Annotated in this window: 15 protein-coding genes; 3 read left to right on the top strand and 12 right to left on the bottom strand. The window is 62.7% G+C overall.

What is annotated here, in order from left to right; translation table 11 throughout:
- Window positions 1-109: 109 nt before the first annotated feature.
- Window positions 110-1,807: an amidohydrolase gene (locus CRI93_RS10150; RefSeq protein ID WP_098062526.1), complete on the bottom strand. Its 1,698-nt coding sequence runs from the start codon at window positions 1,805-1,807 to the stop codon at window positions 110-112.
- Window positions 1,808-2,039: 232 nt separating this feature from the next.
- On the opposite strand from CRI93_RS10150, the gene gcvP reads away from it, so the two are divergent.
- The gene (gcvP, locus tag CRI93_RS10145) at window positions 2,040-4,931 is read left to right on the top strand and encodes an aminomethyl-transferring glycine dehydrogenase (RefSeq protein ID WP_098062525.1); all 2,892 of its coding nucleotides are present in this window, start codon (window positions 2,040-2,042) and stop codon (window positions 4,929-4,931) included.
- 96 nt (window positions 4,932-5,027) lie between these two features.
- Here gcvP and CRI93_RS10140 read toward each other — a convergent pair whose 3' ends face one another.
- The 5 genes from CRI93_RS10140 to CRI93_RS10120 form a co-directional block, all read right to left on the bottom strand.
- Window positions 5,028-6,062 (bottom strand): SPFH domain-containing protein, encoded by a 1,035-nt coding sequence (locus CRI93_RS10140; protein WP_217992528.1) that lies wholly within the window; start codon window positions 6,060-6,062, stop codon window positions 5,028-5,030.
- A gap of 55 nt (window positions 6,063-6,117) precedes the next feature.
- Window positions 6,118-7,032 (bottom strand): SPFH domain-containing protein, encoded by a 915-nt coding sequence (locus tag CRI93_RS10135; RefSeq protein WP_098062524.1) that lies wholly within the window; start codon window positions 7,030-7,032, stop codon window positions 6,118-6,120.
- Window positions 7,033-7,160: 128 nt separating this feature from the next.
- The gene (locus tag CRI93_RS10130) at window positions 7,161-7,730 is read right to left on the bottom strand and encodes an NfeD family protein (protein WP_098062523.1); all 570 of its coding nucleotides are present in this window, start codon (window positions 7,728-7,730) and stop codon (window positions 7,161-7,163) included.
- A gap of 218 nt (window positions 7,731-7,948) precedes the next feature.
- Window positions 7,949-8,602 carry an ABC transporter ATP-binding protein gene (locus CRI93_RS10125; RefSeq protein WP_098062522.1) on the bottom strand — a complete coding sequence of 218 codons (654 nt, stop codon included), beginning with the start codon at window positions 8,600-8,602 and terminating at the stop codon, window positions 7,949-7,951.
- A gap of 62 nt (window positions 8,603-8,664) precedes the next feature.
- Window positions 8,665-9,891, bottom strand: coding sequence for a hypothetical protein (locus CRI93_RS10120; protein ID WP_141491662.1), 1,227 nt, complete (start codon window positions 9,889-9,891; stop codon window positions 8,665-8,667).
- A 163-nt stretch (window positions 9,892-10,054) separates the two neighbouring features.
- On the opposite strand from CRI93_RS10120, the gene CRI93_RS10115 reads away from it, so the two are divergent.
- Both CRI93_RS10115 and CRI93_RS10110 read left to right on the top strand, forming a co-directional pair.
- Window positions 10,055-11,635 carry a hypothetical protein gene (locus tag CRI93_RS10115; RefSeq protein WP_098062520.1) on the top strand — a complete coding sequence of 527 codons (1,581 nt, stop codon included), beginning with the start codon at window positions 10,055-10,057 and terminating at the stop codon, window positions 11,633-11,635.
- A gap of 160 nt (window positions 11,636-11,795) precedes the next feature.
- A complete protein-coding gene (locus CRI93_RS10110) occupies window positions 11,796-13,106 on the top strand; it encodes a NupC/NupG family nucleoside CNT transporter (protein ID WP_098062519.1) in 1,311 nt (436 codons plus the stop codon).
- Between the two features lie 268 nt (window positions 13,107-13,374).
- Here the strand turns inward: CRI93_RS10110 and CRI93_RS10105 are convergent, their stop codons facing one another.
- The 6 genes from CRI93_RS10105 to CRI93_RS10085 form a co-directional block, all read right to left on the bottom strand.
- Complete coding sequence (locus tag CRI93_RS10105) at window positions 13,375-14,637, bottom strand: nucleotidyltransferase family protein (RefSeq protein WP_098062518.1); 1,263 nt, start codon at window positions 14,635-14,637, stop codon at window positions 13,375-13,377.
- Window positions 14,637-15,143 (bottom strand): lasso peptide biosynthesis B2 protein, encoded by a 507-nt coding sequence (locus CRI93_RS10100; protein WP_098062517.1) that lies wholly within the window; start codon window positions 15,141-15,143, stop codon window positions 14,637-14,639. The genes CRI93_RS10105 and CRI93_RS10100 overlap by 1 nt, the downstream gene beginning before the upstream one ends.
- Window positions 15,140-15,469 (bottom strand): PqqD family protein, encoded by a 330-nt coding sequence (locus CRI93_RS10095; protein ID WP_098062516.1) that lies wholly within the window; start codon window positions 15,467-15,469, stop codon window positions 15,140-15,142. The genes CRI93_RS10100 and CRI93_RS10095 overlap by 4 nt, the downstream gene beginning before the upstream one ends.
- A 25-nt stretch (window positions 15,470-15,494) precedes the next feature.
- Window positions 15,495-16,586, bottom strand: a complete 1,092-nt coding sequence (locus CRI93_RS10090) for a hypothetical protein (RefSeq protein ID WP_098062515.1) — start codon at window positions 16,584-16,586, stop codon at window positions 15,495-15,497.
- A gap of 37 nt (window positions 16,587-16,623) precedes the next feature.
- Window positions 16,624-16,818 (bottom strand): hypothetical protein, encoded by a 195-nt coding sequence (locus CRI93_RS15165; RefSeq protein ID WP_141491661.1) that lies wholly within the window; start codon window positions 16,816-16,818, stop codon window positions 16,624-16,626.
- Window positions 16,819-16,876: 58 nt separating this feature from the next.
- On the bottom strand, window positions 16,877-18,732 hold a 1,856-nt coding region (locus CRI93_RS10085; RefSeq protein WP_141491660.1), incomplete at its 5' end, for a T9SS type A sorting domain-containing protein.

The raw sequence follows: 18,732 nt of genomic DNA, 5'->3' as shown, positions 1-18,732 counted from the left end.
TACAGGGCCTAAGCACTCTGCAAAAGACGCAATATACAGCAACGACCGCCGGGCGGATGGGCCGCCCGGCGGTCGTTTTGCGTTGTGGGGCATGAGTGCGAAACAAGAGCTACTCGTCGCGCTCATACACGGGCGTGCCGCCCAGGTAGGTAGCTACGACCTCAGCATCCAAAATCTCGGTTGCAGGCATCTGCATGATATCATCCGAGAGGATCACGAAGTCGGCATAGGCCCCAGAGGTAAGCTGTCCGCGGTCGTCTTCCTGAAAGGCCGCGTACGCTGCGCCGTGTGTAAAGCCGCGCAACGCCTGAAAGCGCGCCATGCGCTCCAGTGGCTGCCATCCGCCCGCCGGTTCGTTGTCAGAATCCTGACGCGTTACGGCTGCATGGAAGCCCTGAATCGGATCGACCGGCTCCACGGGGAAGTCGGATCCAAAGGCCAGTGGCACGCCGCGCTCCTTGAGCGACTGCCAGGCGTAGGCGCCCTGCACGCGCTCCTCGCCCAGACGGTCGGCGGCCCAGCCCTTGTCGCTGGTGGCATGCTTCGGCTGCATCGAGGCAATGATGTCGAGTTCGGCCAGGCGGTTCATGTCTGGCCAGGCCAGCACCTGTGCGTGCTCAATGCGGTGGCGTCCTGGACCCACCCCCTGTTCGGCCTGGGCGTTGGCGTAGGCATCGAGCACTTCGCGGTTGCCACGATCGCCAATGGCGTGCGTGTTCACCTGGTATCCGCAAGCCAGTGCAGCCTCTACATCCTCCTGAAGCCCTTCGGGAGAGCGCATGAGCAAGCCCTGGTTGCCGGGGTCGTCGTGGTAGTCGTCAAGCAGCGCCGCGCCCCGGCTTCCGAGCGCACCATCCATGTAAAACTTCACGCTGCGCACGCTCAGGCGGCCTTCGTAGTCATGCATCAAGCCATTTTCACAGAAGTAGTCGAACGTATCGCCGCGTCCGCCCACCATCGCATACAGGCGCAGCGGAAAGCGGTCGTTGTCGATAAAACGCTGATACCGTTCAATGTCAGCACGGCTCGCTCCAGCGTCGTGCACACCCGTCAGGCCCAGGCGGGCGGTGGTGGCAAGCGCCTCTTCGAGCGCGCCATCGAGCTGGGCATCGGTGGGTTCGGGGATGTCGGAGTTGATGATCTCCATGGCGGCATCAATCAAGATGCCGGTGGGCTGGCCGTCATCATCGCGGCGGATGGTGCCGCCCTCGGGGTCTTCCATCTCAGCAATCGTATCCAGCCCCACCGTTTCCAGGGCGGCGGTGTTTACCCAGGCCGCGTGGCCGTCTACGCGGACCAGGTACACTGGACGATCAGGGAACGCCTCGTCCAGGTCCTGGCGGGTGGGAAAGTCGCCGTCACCCGGCCACTCGTTCTGATCCCATCCGCGCCCTTCAAGCCAGGCCTCCTCGGGCAGGTCCTCGGCAAACGCCTCCAGCCGCTCCACGACCGCATCAACCGATTCGGTACCCACCAGATCGGCCTGCAGGAAGGTTTCCGCCAGCCCCATGAGATGGCCGTGCGCATCAATCAGACCCGGCACAATGGCGCGGCCTTCAGCATCTAACGTAGTAGCCTCGGGGTAGGCGTTGCGGACCTGATCGCTGGTGCCTACCATGAGAATCCGCTCGCCCTGAATGGCCATTGCCTCGGCGGTGGGCTGATTGGGTGTCATGGTGTAGAGGGTTGCGTTGTGCACCACTAAATCGGCACGGGCCTGGGCGGCGGCGGGGTGGGGCGCAGCCAGCACAGCAAGCGTCACCACCGCTCCGAGTGTGGCGCAGACGAGGAGTTTCAAACGAGTCATAAATATGGTGGGGGATGATCGGGGAAAGCGCTTTTTGATAAGATAGGTGGCATTGCGGGCAGATGCGAACGGTGTAGGCATAGCAGAAGACGCATCCGTCCAAATGGTTCATATTCTTCAACATTCCTGCACTGCCCACCGGCCCAGAGACTGAACCCGGCTTTTGCCATCTCGTTTATCCGAGTGTCGATCTTCTATCCCGCTCTTCCGCTGGCTACGTGCCCGTATCCTCATGCCTATTGACCTCCGTTCGACCGATGTTTTCGCCCACCGCCACATTGGCCCGACGGCGCAAGACCGCGCTGCCATGCTCGATGCTGTTGGCGCCGACTCGCTCAATGCGCTGATCGACGAAGCCATTCCGGCTGAGATCCGCAGTAACCGTCCGCTCAACCTGCCCGAGGCTGTCACCGAGCGCGACTTGCTCGCGCAGGCCAACGCCTACGCATCCGACAACGACATGCACCGCTCATTTATCGGACTGGGCTACCACGAAACGGTGACGCCGCCCGTCATCCAGCGCGACATTCTGGAAAATCCGTCGTGGTACACGCAGTACACGCCGTATCAGGCCGAGATTTCGCAGGGCCGCCTGCAGGCGCTGCTGAACTTCCAGACGATGACGATCGACCTGACGGGTATGGAGATCGCCAATGCCTCGCTCCTGGATGAGGCTACCGCTGCCGCCGAGGCTATGATGATGCTGAACCGCGTTACGCGTCGCCAGGATGCACGCCGCTTCTTTGTGGCTGAAGACTGCCATCCACAGACCATTGAGGTCGTGGAGGCGCGCGCCGAGCCGCTGGGTATTGAGGTGGTTGTGGGGGATGCGGAGGCATTCAACTTCTCCAACGATTTCTTTGGCGGACTCGTACAGTACCCCACCACCGACGGCGCCATTCGCGACTACGAGGCGTTCTGCGATGATGCCCATGCCCACGACGCCTACGTGGCCGTGGCTGCCGACCTGATGAGCCTCACGCTGCTCGAAGCGCCGGGCTCCTGGGGCGCCGATGTCGTGCTGGGCAGCACGCAGCGCTTTGGCGTGCCCATGGGCTACGGCGGGCCGCATGCCGCGTACTTCGCCACCAAGGAAACCCACAAGCGCCAGATGCCGGGCCGCATGATTGGCGTCTCGAAGGATGCCGAGGGCAACCTCGCCCTGCGCATGGCGCTGCAGACGCGCGAGCAGCACATCCGCCGAGGACGCGCGACTTCGAACATCTGCACCGCGCAGGTCCTCCTGGCCGTCATGGCCAGCATGTACGCCGTCTACCACGGGCCCGACGGACTCACTCAAATTGCAACGCGCATCCACGACGCAACCAAGACGCTGGCCGACGGGCTGCGCAGCCTGGGGCACTCGCTGCAGCATACGGCGTTCTTCGACACGCTCCGCATCGACCCCGACGGGCTCTCGGCTGACGACATCCGCCGCACCGCGCAGGGCGAGGCAATCAACCTGCGCTACTACGACGACGGCTCGGTCGGCGTCGCGCTCGATGAAGCCATCACGACCGACGAGCTCAACGCGCTGCTCCGCATCTTTGGGGCCCAGAACGGACGCTCGCTCGATGCCGAAACGCTGGCTTCCGAGCTCGACAGTGGTTACAACGGTCCCCTGCCCCGCACCACCGACTTCCTCACACATCCGGTCTTCGACAGCTACCACTCCGAGTCGGAGCTTACGCGCTACATCCACCGGCTGGCGGCGAAAGATCTGTCGCTGACGACGAGCATGATTCCGCTCGGGTCGTGCACCATGAAGCTGAATCCGACGGCTTCGCTCATGCCGATCTCGGATGCGCGCTTTGGTAACATGCATCCGTTTGCGCCCGCCGAGCAGGCAGAAGGCTACCACAAGGTGATCGACGAACTGTCGAACTGGCTCGCTGAGATTACGGGCTTCGACGATGTGTCGCTGCAGCCCAATTCGGGCGCGTCGGGCGAGTACACGGGCCTCTTGCTCATCCGGGCGTACCATGAGCACCGCGGCGAAGGCCACCGCGACGTGTGCCTGATCCCAGAGTCCGCCCACGGCACCAATCCCGCGAGTGCCTCGATGGCCGGCATGAACGTCGTTACGGTCGACTGCGCCGAAAATGGCGATATCGACCTGGAGGACCTGACGGCCAAGGCCGAGAAGCACAGCGACAACCTGGCCGCGCTGATGGTTACGTATCCATCTACGCACGGCGTCTTTGAGACACACATCCGCGAGGTCTGCGATGTCGTCCACGAGCACGGCGGGCAGGTCTACATGGACGGTGCTAACATGAACGCGATGGTGGGCGTGTGCCGTCCGGGCGAAATCGGGATGGACGTGTGCCACCTGAATCTGCACAAGACGTTCAGCATCCCGCACGGCGGCGGCGGACCCGGCGTGGGCCCCGTCTGCGTGGCGGAGCATCTGGCGCCGTTCCTACCGGGCCATCCGCTTGCAGATGTTGGCGGTGAGCATGCGATTGCGCCTGTTTCTGCCGCGCCATACGGCAGCGCGCTCATCCTGCTGATCTCGTGGGGCTACATCAAGATGCTGGGCGCGGACGGACTTACCGCATCCACCAAGCATGCTATTCTGAATGCGAACTATGTGGCGCGGCGCCTGAGTGCGCACTACGACATCGTGTACACCGGCGCGAATAACCGCGTGGCCCACGAGTTCATCCTCGATCTGCGCACCTTCCGCAAGGAGCTGGGCATCAGCGAACAAGATGTGGCCAAGCGGCTGATGGACTACGGCTTCCACGCGCCCACGATGAGCTGGCCGGTGGTGGGCACGCTCATGATTGAGCCGACCGAGAGCGAGGCGAAAGACGAACTCGACCGGTTCTGCGAGGCGATGATTGCCATCCGCTCCGAGATTCAGTCCGTTGAGCTGGGTATGGCGGATGCGGAGCACAACGTCCTCACCGAAGCCCCGCACACCGCCGCGAGCGTAGCGGCGAACGAGTGGACGCAGCCGTACACGCGCGAGCAGGCGGCCTTTCCGGTGGAGCGCCTCCGCACCGACAAGTTCTGGCCCACGGTGCGCCGCGTTGACGATGCCTACGGCGATCGCAACCTCATCTGCGCCTGCCCGCCCATGGAAGCGTACAAGGAGGGCGTAGAGCGTGTGGCGTAGGTCCACGACGCTCCCTTATTAGACACAAACAAATGTAGGGACACGGCGCGCCGTGTCCCTACAGCTATTTTGGGGGCCGTTGCGTGCTGGAAAGCATCACCCTTCCGACTCACGATCGGGGTTCGCAGATTCGGAATCAGCAGCCTCATCATCGCCCGAAAGCGCCCCCGGTGCGCCGTCGCCCTGGGCTTCGGTGATGGCTTCGACTTTGAAGTCGTCGAGCGCCAGCCCGTCGATGATGCGGTCGTAGCGCGTCAGGTCGGTGGGCAGCAAGATCTGATTCTCCTTGCGTCCGAGGCGCGCCAGGGCATGCAAGTACTGCTCGGCCAGCTGCAGCTTCACGGCCTCCTCGCCGCCCGGCGTGTTCACTGCGCGTGCCACCTGCTCAATGGCTTCGGCGGTAGCATCGGCAATCGCCTTAATCTCTTCGGCGCGGCCCTCGGCCTCGTTGATGCGCTTCTCGCGCTCGCCTTCCGATTCGTTGATGAGCTCTTGCTTTTCGCCTTCGGCATCGTTGATGCTCGACTCTTCGCGGCCTTCGGAGCGGGCTACCGTGGCGCGACGTTCGCGCTCGGCAGTCATCTGGCGCTCCATAGCCTTCTGCACGGTCCGCGGCGTGTCGATATTCTTGATCTCATAGCGATGCACCTTCATGCCCCAGGTCTGCTCCACCTCACTGAGCACATCGACGACCTTGGAGCTGATTAGAGCTCGTTCTTGGAACGTGGTATCCAACTCCATCCGGCCGATGACGGAGCGCGTGGTGGTCTGCGCAAGCTGAATGGCCGCCTGTCGGTAGTCCGTCACGCCGTAGCTGGCGTTTACCGGGTCTGTTACGCTCAGGTAGATTACGCCATCCACACGGACGCGCACATTGTCTTTGGTGAAGCAGTCTTGCGGCTCCACAGGAATGGCCTGCTCGCGCAAGTCTTGCTTATAGCGGACCCGGTCGATGAACGGCACAAGCGCATGGAATCCCGCTTCAAGCGTCTTGTGGTAGTTGCCCAGGCGTTCTACAATGTAGGCTTCTTGCTGCGGCACCAGCCGAATGGCTTTCAGGAACTGGAACAGCACATACACAGCCAGCAGCGCCAGGATGGTGCCGCTTATCATCTCAATAGAGTTGTACATAGCACAGTGGGGTCAAAGGCTCAAAGTTAATGGGCAGGATAGGCAACGCGCCTCGTTACGACGGATTCGTCTGGTTGCTAATTTGCGCAGCGCCCTCAAAGAAGGTCTTCAGATTAGCCGCCTCAACCGGAAGCACCGACACGTTCGCGTTCTCCACGATACCCTCAAACTCGTCGATGTACTGCTCGGTGAGGCGCATCTTCACGGCAAGCGAGCCGCCAGGCTGTGCAATGGCGTCGGCAATGCGCTCAATGCCGTAGGCCGTAGCTTCGGCCAGCAGCTCCATCTCGCGCGCCTGACCGTTGGCCTCGTTGATGCGCTTCTCGCGCTCCCCCTCTGACAGCAGGATGGCGCCCTGCCGCTTCCCGGCCGATACGTTGATGCGGGCATCGCGCTCGCCGGTCGACTCGGTGATTTCGGCGCGCTTCTCGCGCTCGGCTTCCATCTGCTTCTCCATCGTCAGCACAATGTCTTCCGACGGCTGGATGTCTTTGATCTCGTAGCGCATCACCTTCACGCCCCAGGGATCCGACGCCTTATCGAGCTCCTCGACGATCGCTTCGTTCATCTTATCGCGCTCGCTGAAGGTGTCATCGAGCGTAATCTTGCCGACCTCGCTCCGCATCGTCGTCTGCGCCAGGTTAATGGAGGCGAGTTTGTAGTCGTTGATGCCATAGCTGGCTTTGTACGCATCCATCACCTTCACGTAGATGATGCCGTCTACCTCCACTTCGATGTTATCACTTGTGATGCACTTCTGATGCGGCACGTCGATCACCTGCTCGCGAATCTCCTGGCGGTACGCGACGCGATCCACAAACGGAATGAGGAAATGAAGCCCGGGTTTGAGCGTCTCACGGTACTTGCCGAAGCGCTCCAGGATCACCTCTTCGCGCATTTCTACGACAATGAACATCTTGTAGAGGATGAAAAGGGCAAGCCCAACCAGAACAAGGATAATTGTCCACATAGCAGCAACAGGAAGTCAGGAAAGTAAAAGCGGAGGCCTCGTACGTCCTCATCTATCAGGTGCGTACAGCAGACGTCGAAGCGGACAGTGCGGTGCAGCGGGGGATGCAAGCGGGGGGCACGGACGCGTCATGACGTACGAGAGGCGTCGGAGGACCGGGTCGCGCTGCCATCTTCGCCCGATGAGTCTGTCTCGGATTCGGACTGGGTATTGTTGATGGCATCAGAGAACTCCTCATCGAGCGCGGCATGGTCAACAGGCTCCACGATCCAGGTCAGGTTATCGCGGTAGAGGATGCGCGCCTCAGCGCCCTTGGGCAGACGGCCCTCGGTAGTGCGGGCATCCCAGGTGGCGCCCCGAAAGCGAATGCGGCCTGCGCTTTCTTCATCAACCGGTTCGACCACGGTTACGGTTTGGCCCATCGCCTCGGCATCCTCGTCCGTCATGGCAAACGAAAAGTCGCCTCCCAGATAGCGCACAGCCAGCGGACGCAGCGCAATAGTGAGACCGGTAGAGACAAACATCCACAGAATCACCGACGCCACCGGATCCGACACGAGGCCGAGTAGGCGCAGCCCGCCCGTGAGGAGCCCGCCCACGCCCAGAAAGAAGGCAACGCCGCCGGGCAGTACGGTTTCGAGGATCATCAGCAGTACGCCGCCGAGCAGGAAGATCCACGTGAGTAGTTCAGCATCCATCGCAGTATCCAACACTTGCATTCGGCATGAGGAGAAAAAGTACGTAGTCATACGCCCGAACCGTGCGGTCGTGCCTTCACGCTCGTAAATAAGCGTATGCCAGCACAACTGCCGCTTTCCCCACCAAATCTGCACATGTACGTAAGATATATGCTGGCCCGGAGAACGTCCACTCGGATTTAGCAGAGATTCCGATGGGACAGGGCTGAATGGAGGCGCTACGCAGAGGGCGTGGGCGCGGCCAGTTCGAGATGGGTGTCGGTACGCGCAAGCAGATCGTCGGTAAGATGGCTGGCCACAATGGCCAGGCCGCCATCATCGCGAAAGGTGGTGAGGGCATCGAGCGTGGCGGTGCGGGCATGAGCATCGAGGCTGCGCAGTGGCTCGTCCATCAGCAGCACGTCGGGGGCCGCCACAAAAGCCGCGGCGATCTGCGTTTTCTTGACCATGCCGCTGGAATAGGTCGCAATGCGCTGCTCGCGGCGCTCATCGAGAGCTACGCGGTCGAGCCACCGGCATACAGTGGCTGCGCCGGTGTCATCGGTCCATGCACCCCGCGATCGCATCACCCACTGAAGCAGTTCTACCGCCGTAAGCTGTTCGGGCAGCACGGCCTCGGCATGCACAATACCTACGTGGCGCAGGTAGCGGTGCGGCGCGTCGTGGATAACCTGCGTGCCGTAGCGGATCGTGCCTTCCGACGGCGTAGCCAGGACCGAGAGCAGCCGCATAAGCGTGGTCTTACCGGATCCGTTAGGCCCGGTGAGCACGGTAAGCGTTCCAGGCGCAAAGCGGTGCGAAAAGTCGCGCAGGACCGGCGCCTGGCGTCCGTATCGTTTGGTGACGGCGTCGGCAGTGAGCGCATCGGCCATGGCAGGCAAAGAGGATGAGGGAGGAAGAGACAACGAATGTGAATAGCAGAATGGCGCGCTGGTTATGCCAGCTGGCGGCGGTGGGCCCATTCAACGCGCGCAGTAGCCCACAGCGCCGTACCCACCGCTACCGCAGCATAGATCGCAGTCCACACCAGCATATCGGTGGTGGTGTACGAGCGGCTGGCCCAGGCCACCAGGCCCAGACTTCCCGCAAACGGCCCGAGCCAGCGGGCAGCCACAAACCAGCGGGTGATGATCCAGTCGAGCGGACGCTGAAGCGACAGGTGCAGCGCCGCCGGGGCCAACTCAGGACGCGTAAGCAGCAGCACGGTGCCGTTCTGCACGAGCACAAACAGCGCCAGGTAGCCGCTTACTACGACGGGGGCCACACCCTGATAGACGAGCGCCCAAAACAGGACGTGCCCCAGCGCCACAAATCGCCCCAGCGGCAGCCGCCGGTCGAGCTGGCGCAGCGCGGCCCACGTAGCCGGGCGCCACCGCGACGGCACCCAGTACAGACTGTCGTACGGAATCGGGTCGCGGTCAGAGACGCCCATGCTGCCGCCCAGCACTTCCTGAAAGAAGGCGTGTGTGCGGTAATAAAAGCGGTCGAATGCGGCGGCCAGTGGACGCAGGCGCCATACGGCCCATGCGAGCACGCCCAGCCCGCCAGCAATGCTCACCCCTGGCAGGCCCGCTGCGCGCAGCAGGCCCTCGCCCAGTACGCCCGCCGCGCCCAAGAGAAAGCATCGGCTGGTGCTAAAGAGGTACGGCACCAGCCCGCGAGGCACGCTAAAGCCCGCGCCGCTGGTTTCGCGCATGCGGGCGTACCACTGCCCCGATGTGCCACTGCTCCAGGCTTGCGATACCGGTCCCAGCGCCACCGTATCCGCAAACCCGTACAGCGCCACACCGAGCACCACCAGCACGCCATTGATCTGCGGAGCGGTGGCCCCATCCGAGAGCACCGCCAGCAACACAGCAGGTATGACAAGCACGCCGGCAGTGGCCGCCCAGCGCGTCAACTGATAGCGCAGCAGCGCCTTCGGGGAGGGGTTTAGCAGCTGCATGCCCGGAGCCATGCGGTCCGGAAAAAGCATGTTTGAAGCCGCCACCGACACGACCGCCGCACTCAAGAGCCCCCAGTATCGCATCAGGGACGCGTGGCTTTCTGGAGGCGCAGAGAACACCGCTTGCGCCACAATGATACATACCACCGTGACCAAGAGTCCATACGCGCCCAGCACCAGCGGAGAACGAGCACGGAGTTGGGCGTACAACGACACGAGCAGTCAGAGCATCTGGATCAGCAACGGCGGGGACGCTCATGCACGCAGGGTCACGAGGGCACGTTCCCGGCTGCAGCCGTTCCGCAATGGCTCTTCGTGTTGCCGTCTTCTTGGTGCCTCTGGCACGCCGCGTATCGTCCATCTATAGCGTGTTGTCTTCATGCCCAACGCCACGGCTAAAGCTCTTGAGCAGCGCCTCTTGCGCGCCTTCCCCCCGAATCAACCGTATGTGCCCGACGATTGGCGCACCGCTGCGGTGCCGAGTGTGGTGCAGTCGTTCTTGCAACACCGGCTGCTGGAGCAGCTTGACGAGGTGATTCATAGCATGCGCCAGGAAGAGATGGCCTGGGTCAACGACAGCGACCCCGAGCTGGAGTCGGCGCGTGCGGCGTTTGAGGAGGCGCTTCGGGCCAACGGGCAGATCCCCGAATCCGACTGGCCACGCATGGTGCGGCAGGCCGCCCACGTTGGCGTTTCGTACCTGGTCCGCCCGGTGCCCACGGCTACCGCGTATCTGTTTGAGGGCCGCGACACCACGCTCTCGGTCGCGTACATTGCGTACCGGATGCAGGCGCTGGCCCCGTACGAATATCTGCGCAAAGGACTGGACGCGTTTGCGCGGCACCGCGAGGTGCAACGGCTGGATGCGAAAACCTTTCGGGAGACCCTCATGAAAGTCGACCGCATCCTCACGCGCGACTACTCCGTGGACCGCTGGTTGGATACGCTGCAGCCCCTCTTCGACGCGGCTGAGGCCGCCTATGGCGATCCGGGCTGCCCGGTGCGCGTGCTGCACCCGTTCTTTGCGCACAAAGAGCAAACCGTCTACGCCGACCGGCTGCGTGCGCTCGATGACAACCGCTCACTCACACAAGATGAGCTGCGATCGGTACTTGCGGATACGAAGGAAGCGGCTTCGCCCCCACTGTCTTCAGCACGCCCCACGGCATCCTCTGCTCCGCCCGAAGATACGCTAAACACGCAAGCAAACGAGCCTTCCCCACCGGCCGAGCCTACCTCGAACGAACCGCCTCGCGAGTCGTCTTCTTTCGAACAGCCCTCGGAAACGTCTTCTGACGCAGAAGATATTGCAGAAGCCTCCTCCGACACCGCGTCGCTGTGGGGCCGCCCCTCTGAACGCAATTCGGATTCATCGGACGCCGATGCCTCCTCGACCTCGAATAGCAACGCGGCAACAGAGCACAGTGCTGCAAGCAACGACAGCACACACGAGCCCACCTGGGACGTCCCCAGCGGCCCGCGCCCTGTTTCCTCCGACGCCTCCGCCACATCGTCCGAAGATGACTCATCCAACGGCCCCACGCCCCGGTGGAAGCAATTTCATCGTGCCTCGGGCAGTGCCTCGCCCCAAGCCCCTTCCGCATCCGACGAGTCGGCGGCGGGAGGCACGGCACGCTGGAAGCAGTTTGGACAGGGCAGCACTGCCCAACGTACTCCTACGAACGACGCGGCAGCCTCTCCTACGCCCGACCAGCTCGATGCGCTGGAGTCCGACGCACTCGGCGATCTCGAAGCTGGACGGCGGCGCCTGTTCGTAGATCAACTCTTCGATGGCTCAACCGCGCGCTATGCGAAGATTTTAAGCGCACTGGGCGATGCCACGTCCTGGCGCGAGGCGTCGCAGATCATTGCGCAAGATGTATTTCGGCGTAACAAGATCAATATCTACAGCGATGCTGCCGTCAATTTCACGAATGCCGTGGAGCGACGCTATCGATAATGCTCCAAAAACAAGCGCAGGCTCCGGCATCTCATGAATAACGTGTGAGCGATGCCATAGATGCCCATTTGAGTGCACGAATGCCTCTCTACTATTTGGCATCTTCGTTTCATTCTGTATCTTGTGCGGACGTGTTCTCTGCGGATAACCCCACCCTTGTATGTCATTTTCTGTTGCGTTGCTACGCGGCGCGTTTGGCCTGGCCGTGTTTGTTGGCATTGCGTATGTGTTCTCTACCAACCGAAAAGCAATCGACTGGAAGCTGGTGGGGTCGGGCATTGCTTTGCAGTTAGTGTTTGCTCTTCTGGTCTTAAAAACTGGCCCTGGCGAGGTCGTCTTCGATACGCTGGCCAGCCTGTTTAACACGGTGCTGTCCTTCACCTACGAAGGCTCTACGTTTATCTTTGGAGATTCGCTGGGGAGTCCGGCTGAGGGGCCATTTGCCTTTCATGTATTGCCTACCATCGTCTTCTTTGCTTCGCTGATGGCGGTGCTCTACTACTTGCGTCTTGTGCAGCCGGTCGTGCGCGGCGCGGGCTGGATCATGCAGAAAACCCTGGGCATCTCGGGGGCCGAGTCGCTGGCTACCGCCTCGAACGTGTTTATTGGACAGACGGAAGCGCCCCTGGCCATCAAGCCGTACGTAAAAAGTATGACGAAGAGTGAACTGTTCGTGCTCATGTCGGGCGGCATGGCCACGATTGCAGGTGGTGTACTGGCGGCGTATATCGGATTCTTAGGGGGCGAGTCGGAGGCTGAGCGCGTCCTGTTTGCCAAGCATCTCCTGTCGGCCTCGGTGATGAGTGCGCCCGCCGCTATCGTCGTGGCTAAAATCTTGATCCCTGAAACCGAGACGCCTGAAACAGCCGGCGCTGGCGACATCAACTATGAGCAGCCCAGCGATAACATTCTGGATGCCGCCGCCGATGGGGCCTCCGAAGGACTCAAGCTGGCCCTGAACGTAGGGGCCATGCTGCTGGCGTTCATTGCGCTGATTGGCGTCATCAATGCCGGACTCGGATGGCTCGGCGGGCCCACGGTAGGCGGCACGCAACTCTACGACATCAACACGCTGGTAGCCGAATGGTCCAATCAGCGGTTCGAAGCGCTTTCGCTCCAGTCTATTTTTGGGTTTGTGTTTGCCCCACTGGCCTGGGCAATGGGCGTAGAGGCGGCTGACATCTTGAGCTTTGGCACCCTCATGGGCGAAAAGGTGGCTGTTAACGAATTCATCGCGTTTGCCTCGCTGAGCGAACTGCGTGGCGTGATGAGCGAGCGCTCTATCATCATTGGCACGTATGCGCTGTGTGGATTCGCCAACTTCTCCTCCATTGCCATTCAACTGGGCGGCATTGGCGGCATCGCGCCCGAACGTCGAGGCGAAATCGCCGCACTGGGGCTGCGTGCAGTCCTCGGCGGAGCACTCGCGTCCTGGATGACAGCCACCATTGCGGGCGTTCTCGTGGCCTAACCCGTTCTTCTGGTGCAATCGTATCCGCGACCACGTAGCCATAGGGACACAAGCGCGTCGTGTCCCTACCCAATGAAAACAAAAGACGCCCTAAGAGCCTGTTTGGGGTTTCGTTTGACGGCGAGAGCGAGCGCCGGTGAGGCGAAAAGGACACCACGGTAGAGGTTCGTAGCTGGGGCTACGGCCCGATACCGGGGGATCCTTTGTAGTCCAGCGGAGCCGCTCGGAGCCCAAAATAAGAAATCAAAACAGGCTCTAACACCGGCTATTACCTGCGCACCAGATGCCGCATGAGTCGCACCCACCGCACGGGAAGCAGCAGCGGGTCGGGCAGGGACGGAGCTACCGCGCGGTCGTTCTCGTTCACCTGCACCAGCGGACCGAGTAGATCACGCGCAATAAGCGCTGCTCGGTCGCGCCAGCGTGGAAGGAGGAGCGTGTGCAGGAGCAATCCCCACGCCTTTTCGCGATGCCAGCGCCGCCTTGAAGGCCCATCCGGATGGGGGGCACTGCGCAGAAACGTCTCGGGCAAAAGCCATCGCTCCCACCCCTGGCGCGGCCACGCCCTCCTCGGACTCGCACCGTTGGGCCAGAGCGCGTCGTGCGGAGCGCCGAGCAAGGTTGCCCACACGTAGTGCAGCGGCCCCTGTACATCCACCCGCCCCAGTGCCTGCATGCGCGTTTGAAGCGTTCGTCCCGAGAGATCCGGCAGTGATTGGATGCGCCGGTAGAGGTCTTCGAGCATCGAAAAGCGCAGCGAGAGACCACGCGTGTGCTGTGCCATGTGGCGGATGGCATGCAGCGCCAGGTACGCCACCTCGTCGGCAGGGTCCATTTCACGGATGGGAGCACCATGCAAGGTCGCGGGGTGCGAGCGGCGCCACACGTTGGCAGTACGCTGTGCTGGATTGTGCAGGCGCAGCCCTTCGGTGACGGGCGCGGTGTGCCAGTGCACTTCGATCCAGCTTGGCATCGGACCGTCTTGCTTCACGAGCGGCGGCCCATGGTGGATGGGCACGGTCTCGTGCCACGTTTCGACCGGACGGTCAGGGTCGGTGGGGGCGTAGCCAAGGTCGCGCAACACCGTGACCGCATCGGTGAGTTGTTCGGGGCGGATGAGCAGGTCGTGGTCGCCGTCTTTGCGCTGTCCGGGGCCGCCGTACGCCCGCACATCCAGGTGCACGCCTTTCAGCGGAATCACGTCGATGTTGTGACGGTCCAACGCGTGCAGGATGTCGGTAAGTGCCTGGGCCTGTAGGAGGCCGGCCGCCGCCACGGTCTGTGCATGCGGAGCAAGGGCACTGCGCAGGGGAGCGGCGTTCGGGTGGTCTACAGCCGCAAGTGCGCGATACACCGAGGGAATCACGTTGTGATGCTGGGCCCATGCCATCAGGTGGCGCGGCTCACACGCAGGGCCATGCCTGTTGAGCGTGGCCGTCCATGTCTCCTTTGCATCGACCTGGAGGGCGTGGCGGAGCGCGGCGCATCCCACCTGAACAGCAGTATCAGAAACAGCGTCGGGAACGGCCATCAGGCGGTAGACGGATAACGGTAGAGCAGGCGATGGGTGGCGCGCGGATCGACGGGCTCGGCCAGCGCTGTGCCTTGGACCTCGACCCAGGCGTGGGCCAGGTGCTCATGCGGACGGTCGCGCTGTGCGCCGAGGCAGAAATGCACGGGTGCGTGTTGGGTGCGCTGCACCAATCCGAACAGAAGAAGCGCGCGTGGCAGGCAGCGGCCAGAGTGCCCGCGTGTGGTAAGCCGGTAGGCCACTGTCAGGCACGCACCCAGTGCAAGCGGCGAGCCCAGTCCGTGCCACGTGGTATGAGGTATGGATGGGGTCAGGCGCTTCAGTACGTTGGGAAGCGTGCGCGACGCGGCGGCATGCTGCACACGGCGCAGGTGGACCGCCACAGTGGCGTAGAGCCAGAGCGCGTGGGGCAGGACCCGCGTGCACGCCAGGGCCCGGCGCCATCGTGGGCGCGCGGCATACTGCTGGATTTGCGCCGCTATGGTTGGAGATTCGTCGGCAATCATGATGCAGGCACGATAAGCTGGACCGCGCGCATGGATTGCAGAAACGTGTCGGTGTGCGTACGGGCGGTGGCCTGTGAAAGGGCGGGGTCGGCGTCGTTGCTTTTGGCGTTGGCGTGCGCACGGAGCGCCTCGGCCAGTTCGGGAGCGGTGGCCTGTTCATGCTCTTGCAGATATGCCCAGAGCACGTATCCGGCTTCGTTGAGTTCGTAGTACGTCTGGCTGTTCAGGTCGAGCACGACAGCAGCATCGGCATCAAGCGCGGTGGCGGTGGCATGCGCAGCGCAGCGCACAGGCACATCGTCGGCAAAGGCAGGAGCGGTAGACATGATGACGGAGGGCAGATGCAGAAGGCTATGCGAGCGCCGTTTGAGTTTGCAGGAGCGCTGTTAGATGCCCCGGATCGTGGTAAAGGTCGCGCCCGGCGTGCAGACGATACGCGGTGCACTGACGCAGCAGGTGCCCCATGCGGTCCCACTGGGCGCGGGCGGCATCGGGCGGGAGGAGGGCCGGTGGTACGCCCTGCGCCATGAGTTCAGGCAGAGCTTGCGTGGCTGAGCAAGGAACGAGCTCGCTCCTCTTGCGATCCGTAATGGTTGGAAGAAGGAGTGCGGCAGGGGCCGCCTGCGCCGCACGGCGCATTGTGGGAACGGCATCGGGACGCTGGTGGCGCGGACGGATATGCGAGCCCAGCGGACGCTTTTCTCGTTCCGTAAACCGCCCAAACAGACTGCGCGGCAGGTTGGCGCTGGTGGATGCGGGCAGGTCCAGCCGGTCCCACACATCGGTGCACACGTGAATGGTTTGCGCCAGGCTGCGGACGTGCACGCTCGTTGTTGCAGGCGGGGGCACGATCAGCATGTCATCGCTAACGCCCGCCCACCCGCGCATCATGAGCCCGGTGGTGAGCGTGGACTTCCCGCATCCAGACGGCCCGACCAGCAGGAGGGCATTCGGTCCTGTGGATGCAGGAGGCGCGCGCAGGGCTGCGGCGTGAAGCGGCATCCAGCCGGTGCGGGGGAGGAGCAGGGTGAGCACGTCGCGAAAGGCATGCGCCCAATGGTACGTTGCTTCGTCAGCGGCTGGGGCGGTCGTCATGGCCAGCGTGGCATGCGGTGTGGTGGATGCCAGCGTGGCTGCATATGCTGTGCGTTCGATCCACCACCCTGAGGGATCGCGCCATACGGCCCCTCGCTCGTCTCGGCTAACGCGAGTGGCTGCTTCGGGGCGGGGCGGCAACGCACGGGCCAGCTCAATGTAGATGTCGGCATTAAGTGCATGAGCAGCAGGCACCGGCTCCAGCTCCAGCGCCTGACCGATGGCATGCCAGCCAGACGTCGACGGCCCCACGTCTGCATCTGAGCACGTAACGTGTACTGTAACGCCCTCGCCTGCCGACTTCGCCATGCGAAACGCCGCGATGGGGGTGTTGGGATCGGTTTTCATCGGGCCGGTAAAAGCGTACGGGAGAGTGCGGTTCGCACTATGGAGTTGGTGTGGGCGGATTTGAAGGAGCCGAGACCTGCATGCCGGTTGACTCGGGCAGCGTGCCCAGTGAGCGCACACGCGGCGGCTCGTACCCCGCAGGACGCGGCGTATCGGCATCCGATTCATATTGATCAGATGGCTCGGCGTCCTCCGAACGCCAGGGCGGTGATGTATTGTAGGACGTAGACATGAGTTTGGGATGTTTGGATTACATGATTGAGGGTGCTGGCGGTCTCACCGTCTGGATGTTATCGTACGACGACGAACCGCGTTGTCTGCATAGCGTCTTCGCCTTGCACACGCAGGAAGTACGTTCCGCTTGCGAGGGTGGCTGTGTCAATCGTTAGCGTCTCCGGGCGCTGCCCGGCGATCTCGCCGTCGTGCAGGGTGCGCACGCGGCGGCCCAGGGCGTCGTACACCGTGGCTGTCACGGACTGCGTTTCGCGTACGGTGAGTTCTACGGTGCCCTGCCCGCGCACCGGGTTCGGCGCCACTGGAGTAAGGGCCATGTCATCTTGCAGGCGCACTTGCACCTCCACCGGATCGCTCAGCGTGGCCGTCCCGTCGATGTCCACCTGCTCGATGCGGAACGTGTGCGAACCATAGCTCAGGTCGTCTACCCGAATCTGGTAGGACTGCGGCGCGTCGGTGGTGCCTGCGCCTTCGACAAATTCTATCGTTTCGTACGTCCCGCTCTCCATTTGCTGTTGGATACGGAACCCCGCATTGTTGGTCTCGGAGGCCGTCGTCCACGAGAGCACTGCCGCCTGCCCATCGGACTGCCCCTCAAACGTGGTTAGCTCCACCGGCAGCGGCGCTTCTGGTCCCGCCCGCACAATAAAGCGCGGATTGTCTACTGCATCGCCTTGCACGCCGCCGCCAATTCCGCCGGAGCCGCTTCCACTATCGCTCAAGTCGAACGTATACGTTTCGCCTGGCACCAGCGGCACCTGCGCGCCCGTCTCGGTGTCTTCGAGCGTGAGCGCCCAGTCGCTTGGGATGTTCGTCCAGTCATCGGTGCTGATTGTGGCTGTGCCGCTGAGCCCAACACCTTCGGCATGCAAGGGAATCTCCACGTGCTCATCTAAGTCGTAGGGCACGCTGTACTGCGCCTGCCGCCGTTGGTCGCTGCTTTGCACGAACGAGACCTGCGCATACGACGCGTTCGGCGGCGTAATGCGAGGCGCGTCGTAGACGTCATCGCCGAGCGTAGCGCCGCTTCGGGCGTAGATCGACGCCTCGCTGGAGGCGATCAGTGCCCCGCTGCCATCCTCGACCTCCATCGTCACATCCAGAATGCCGCTTTCCACCGAGGTCGGCTGCATCGACTTCGCTGGGATGAACGGCGCGCCGGTGGTCCGCCCGCTTGACTCAAACGTGAGCGTTTCCAGATCCAAACTGCTGGTCGATGTGCGCAGCACCCAGAACCCCTGCCATGGCGCAACAGCGGTGTCCAGATTCGGATCGGCGTTGATCACCTCAAACTGGCCGTCTTGCGGATTCCAGACCTGCACCGAGGCCACAAACTGGCCTTCGGTGCCAATGACATCGCTATTACGGCTGCTGACTACGAGGTTGCCCACGTCAAACGACTGCGCAAATGGATTGCCCAGCACGTAGCCCGCCTCGGTGGCGGTCGGGTTGTCCTCATCCGCGATGGCAACATCGACGCTGGCCGTGCCAAACGCATCCGACACTGGATCCGCAAACGAGAGCGGGCCCTCCGTCTGGATGCAGGCGCTGCCCGACCCGCAGGTACTGCCCGGATTGGCGTCAATCTGGTCGCGCCCGGCGATGTCAAATAGATACAGGAAGAAGCCTTCGCCTGCAGGCAGGTTGTTGGTGCTGGTAAGGTCCTGCGGTACGAAGTTCTGTGCCGCACCGTCCCACGTGTAGAGAATGCTGCCCGAGGACGCTTGTGGCAGCGTCTGTCCAATCTCGTCGCTGTCCATCCCTGCTCGTGGAGCCGAAAGAAGACGCCAGCCCGCGTCGTTGCCGGCCCCGTCGGTGCCCGTAAAGCGGTTCTGCACGTTAAAGTCAGGGCTGCCCGTGATCGAGGCGACGCCCGCATCTACAGCCAACTCGTTGTTGACAATAGTAATTG

Source organism: Longimonas halophila (assembly GCF_002554705.1).
GTDB classification, from domain to species: domain Bacteria; phylum Bacteroidota; class Rhodothermia; order Rhodothermales; family Salinibacteraceae; genus Longimonas; species Longimonas halophila.
Note: the sequence above shows the minus strand (reverse complement) of the source record. Positions and strands in the feature narration are given on the sequence as shown.

Bases quoted from the DNA above. Each gene is read 5' to 3' on its own strand.
- CRI93_RS10125 (WP_098062522.1), bottom strand. From the start codon at position 8,602: ATGGCCGATGCGCTCACTGCCGACGCCGTCACCAAACGATACGGACGC.
- CRI93_RS10135 (WP_098062524.1), bottom strand. From the start codon at position 7,032: ATGTGGACAATTATCCTTGTTCTGGTTGGGCTTGCCCTTTTCATCCTC.
- CRI93_RS10110 (WP_098062519.1), top strand. From the start codon at position 11,796: ATGTCATTTTCTGTTGCGTTGCTACGCGGCGCGTTTGGCCTGGCCGTG.
- CRI93_RS10105 (WP_098062518.1), bottom strand. From the start codon at position 14,637: ATGGCCGTTCCCGACGCTGTTTCTGATACTGCTGTTCAGGTGGGATGC.
- CRI93_RS10140 (WP_217992528.1), bottom strand. From the start codon at position 6,062: ATGTACAACTCTATTGAGATGATAAGCGGCACCATCCTGGCGCTGCTG.
- CRI93_RS10150 (WP_098062526.1), bottom strand. From the start codon at position 1,807: ATGACTCGTTTGAAACTCCTCGTCTGCGCCACACTCGGAGCGGTGGTG.
- CRI93_RS10090 (WP_098062515.1), bottom strand. From the start codon at position 16,586: ATGAAAACCGATCCCAACACCCCCATCGCGGCGTTTCGCATGGCGAAG.
- CRI93_RS10095 (WP_098062516.1), bottom strand. From the start codon at position 15,469: ATGTCTACCGCTCCTGCCTTTGCCGACGATGTGCCTGTGCGCTGCGCT.
- CRI93_RS10100 (WP_098062517.1), bottom strand. From the start codon at position 15,143: ATGATTGCCGACGAATCTCCAACCATAGCGGCGCAAATCCAGCAGTAT.
- gcvP (WP_098062525.1), top strand. From the start codon at position 2,040: ATGCCTATTGACCTCCGTTCGACCGATGTTTTCGCCCACCGCCACATT.
- CRI93_RS15165 (WP_141491661.1), bottom strand. From the start codon at position 16,818: ATGTCTACGTCCTACAATACATCACCGCCCTGGCGTTCGGAGGACGCC.
- CRI93_RS10130 (WP_098062523.1), bottom strand. From the start codon at position 7,730: ATGGATGCTGAACTACTCACGTGGATCTTCCTGCTCGGCGGCGTACTG.
- CRI93_RS10115 (WP_098062520.1), top strand. From the start codon at position 10,055: ATGCCCAACGCCACGGCTAAAGCTCTTGAGCAGCGCCTCTTGCGCGCC.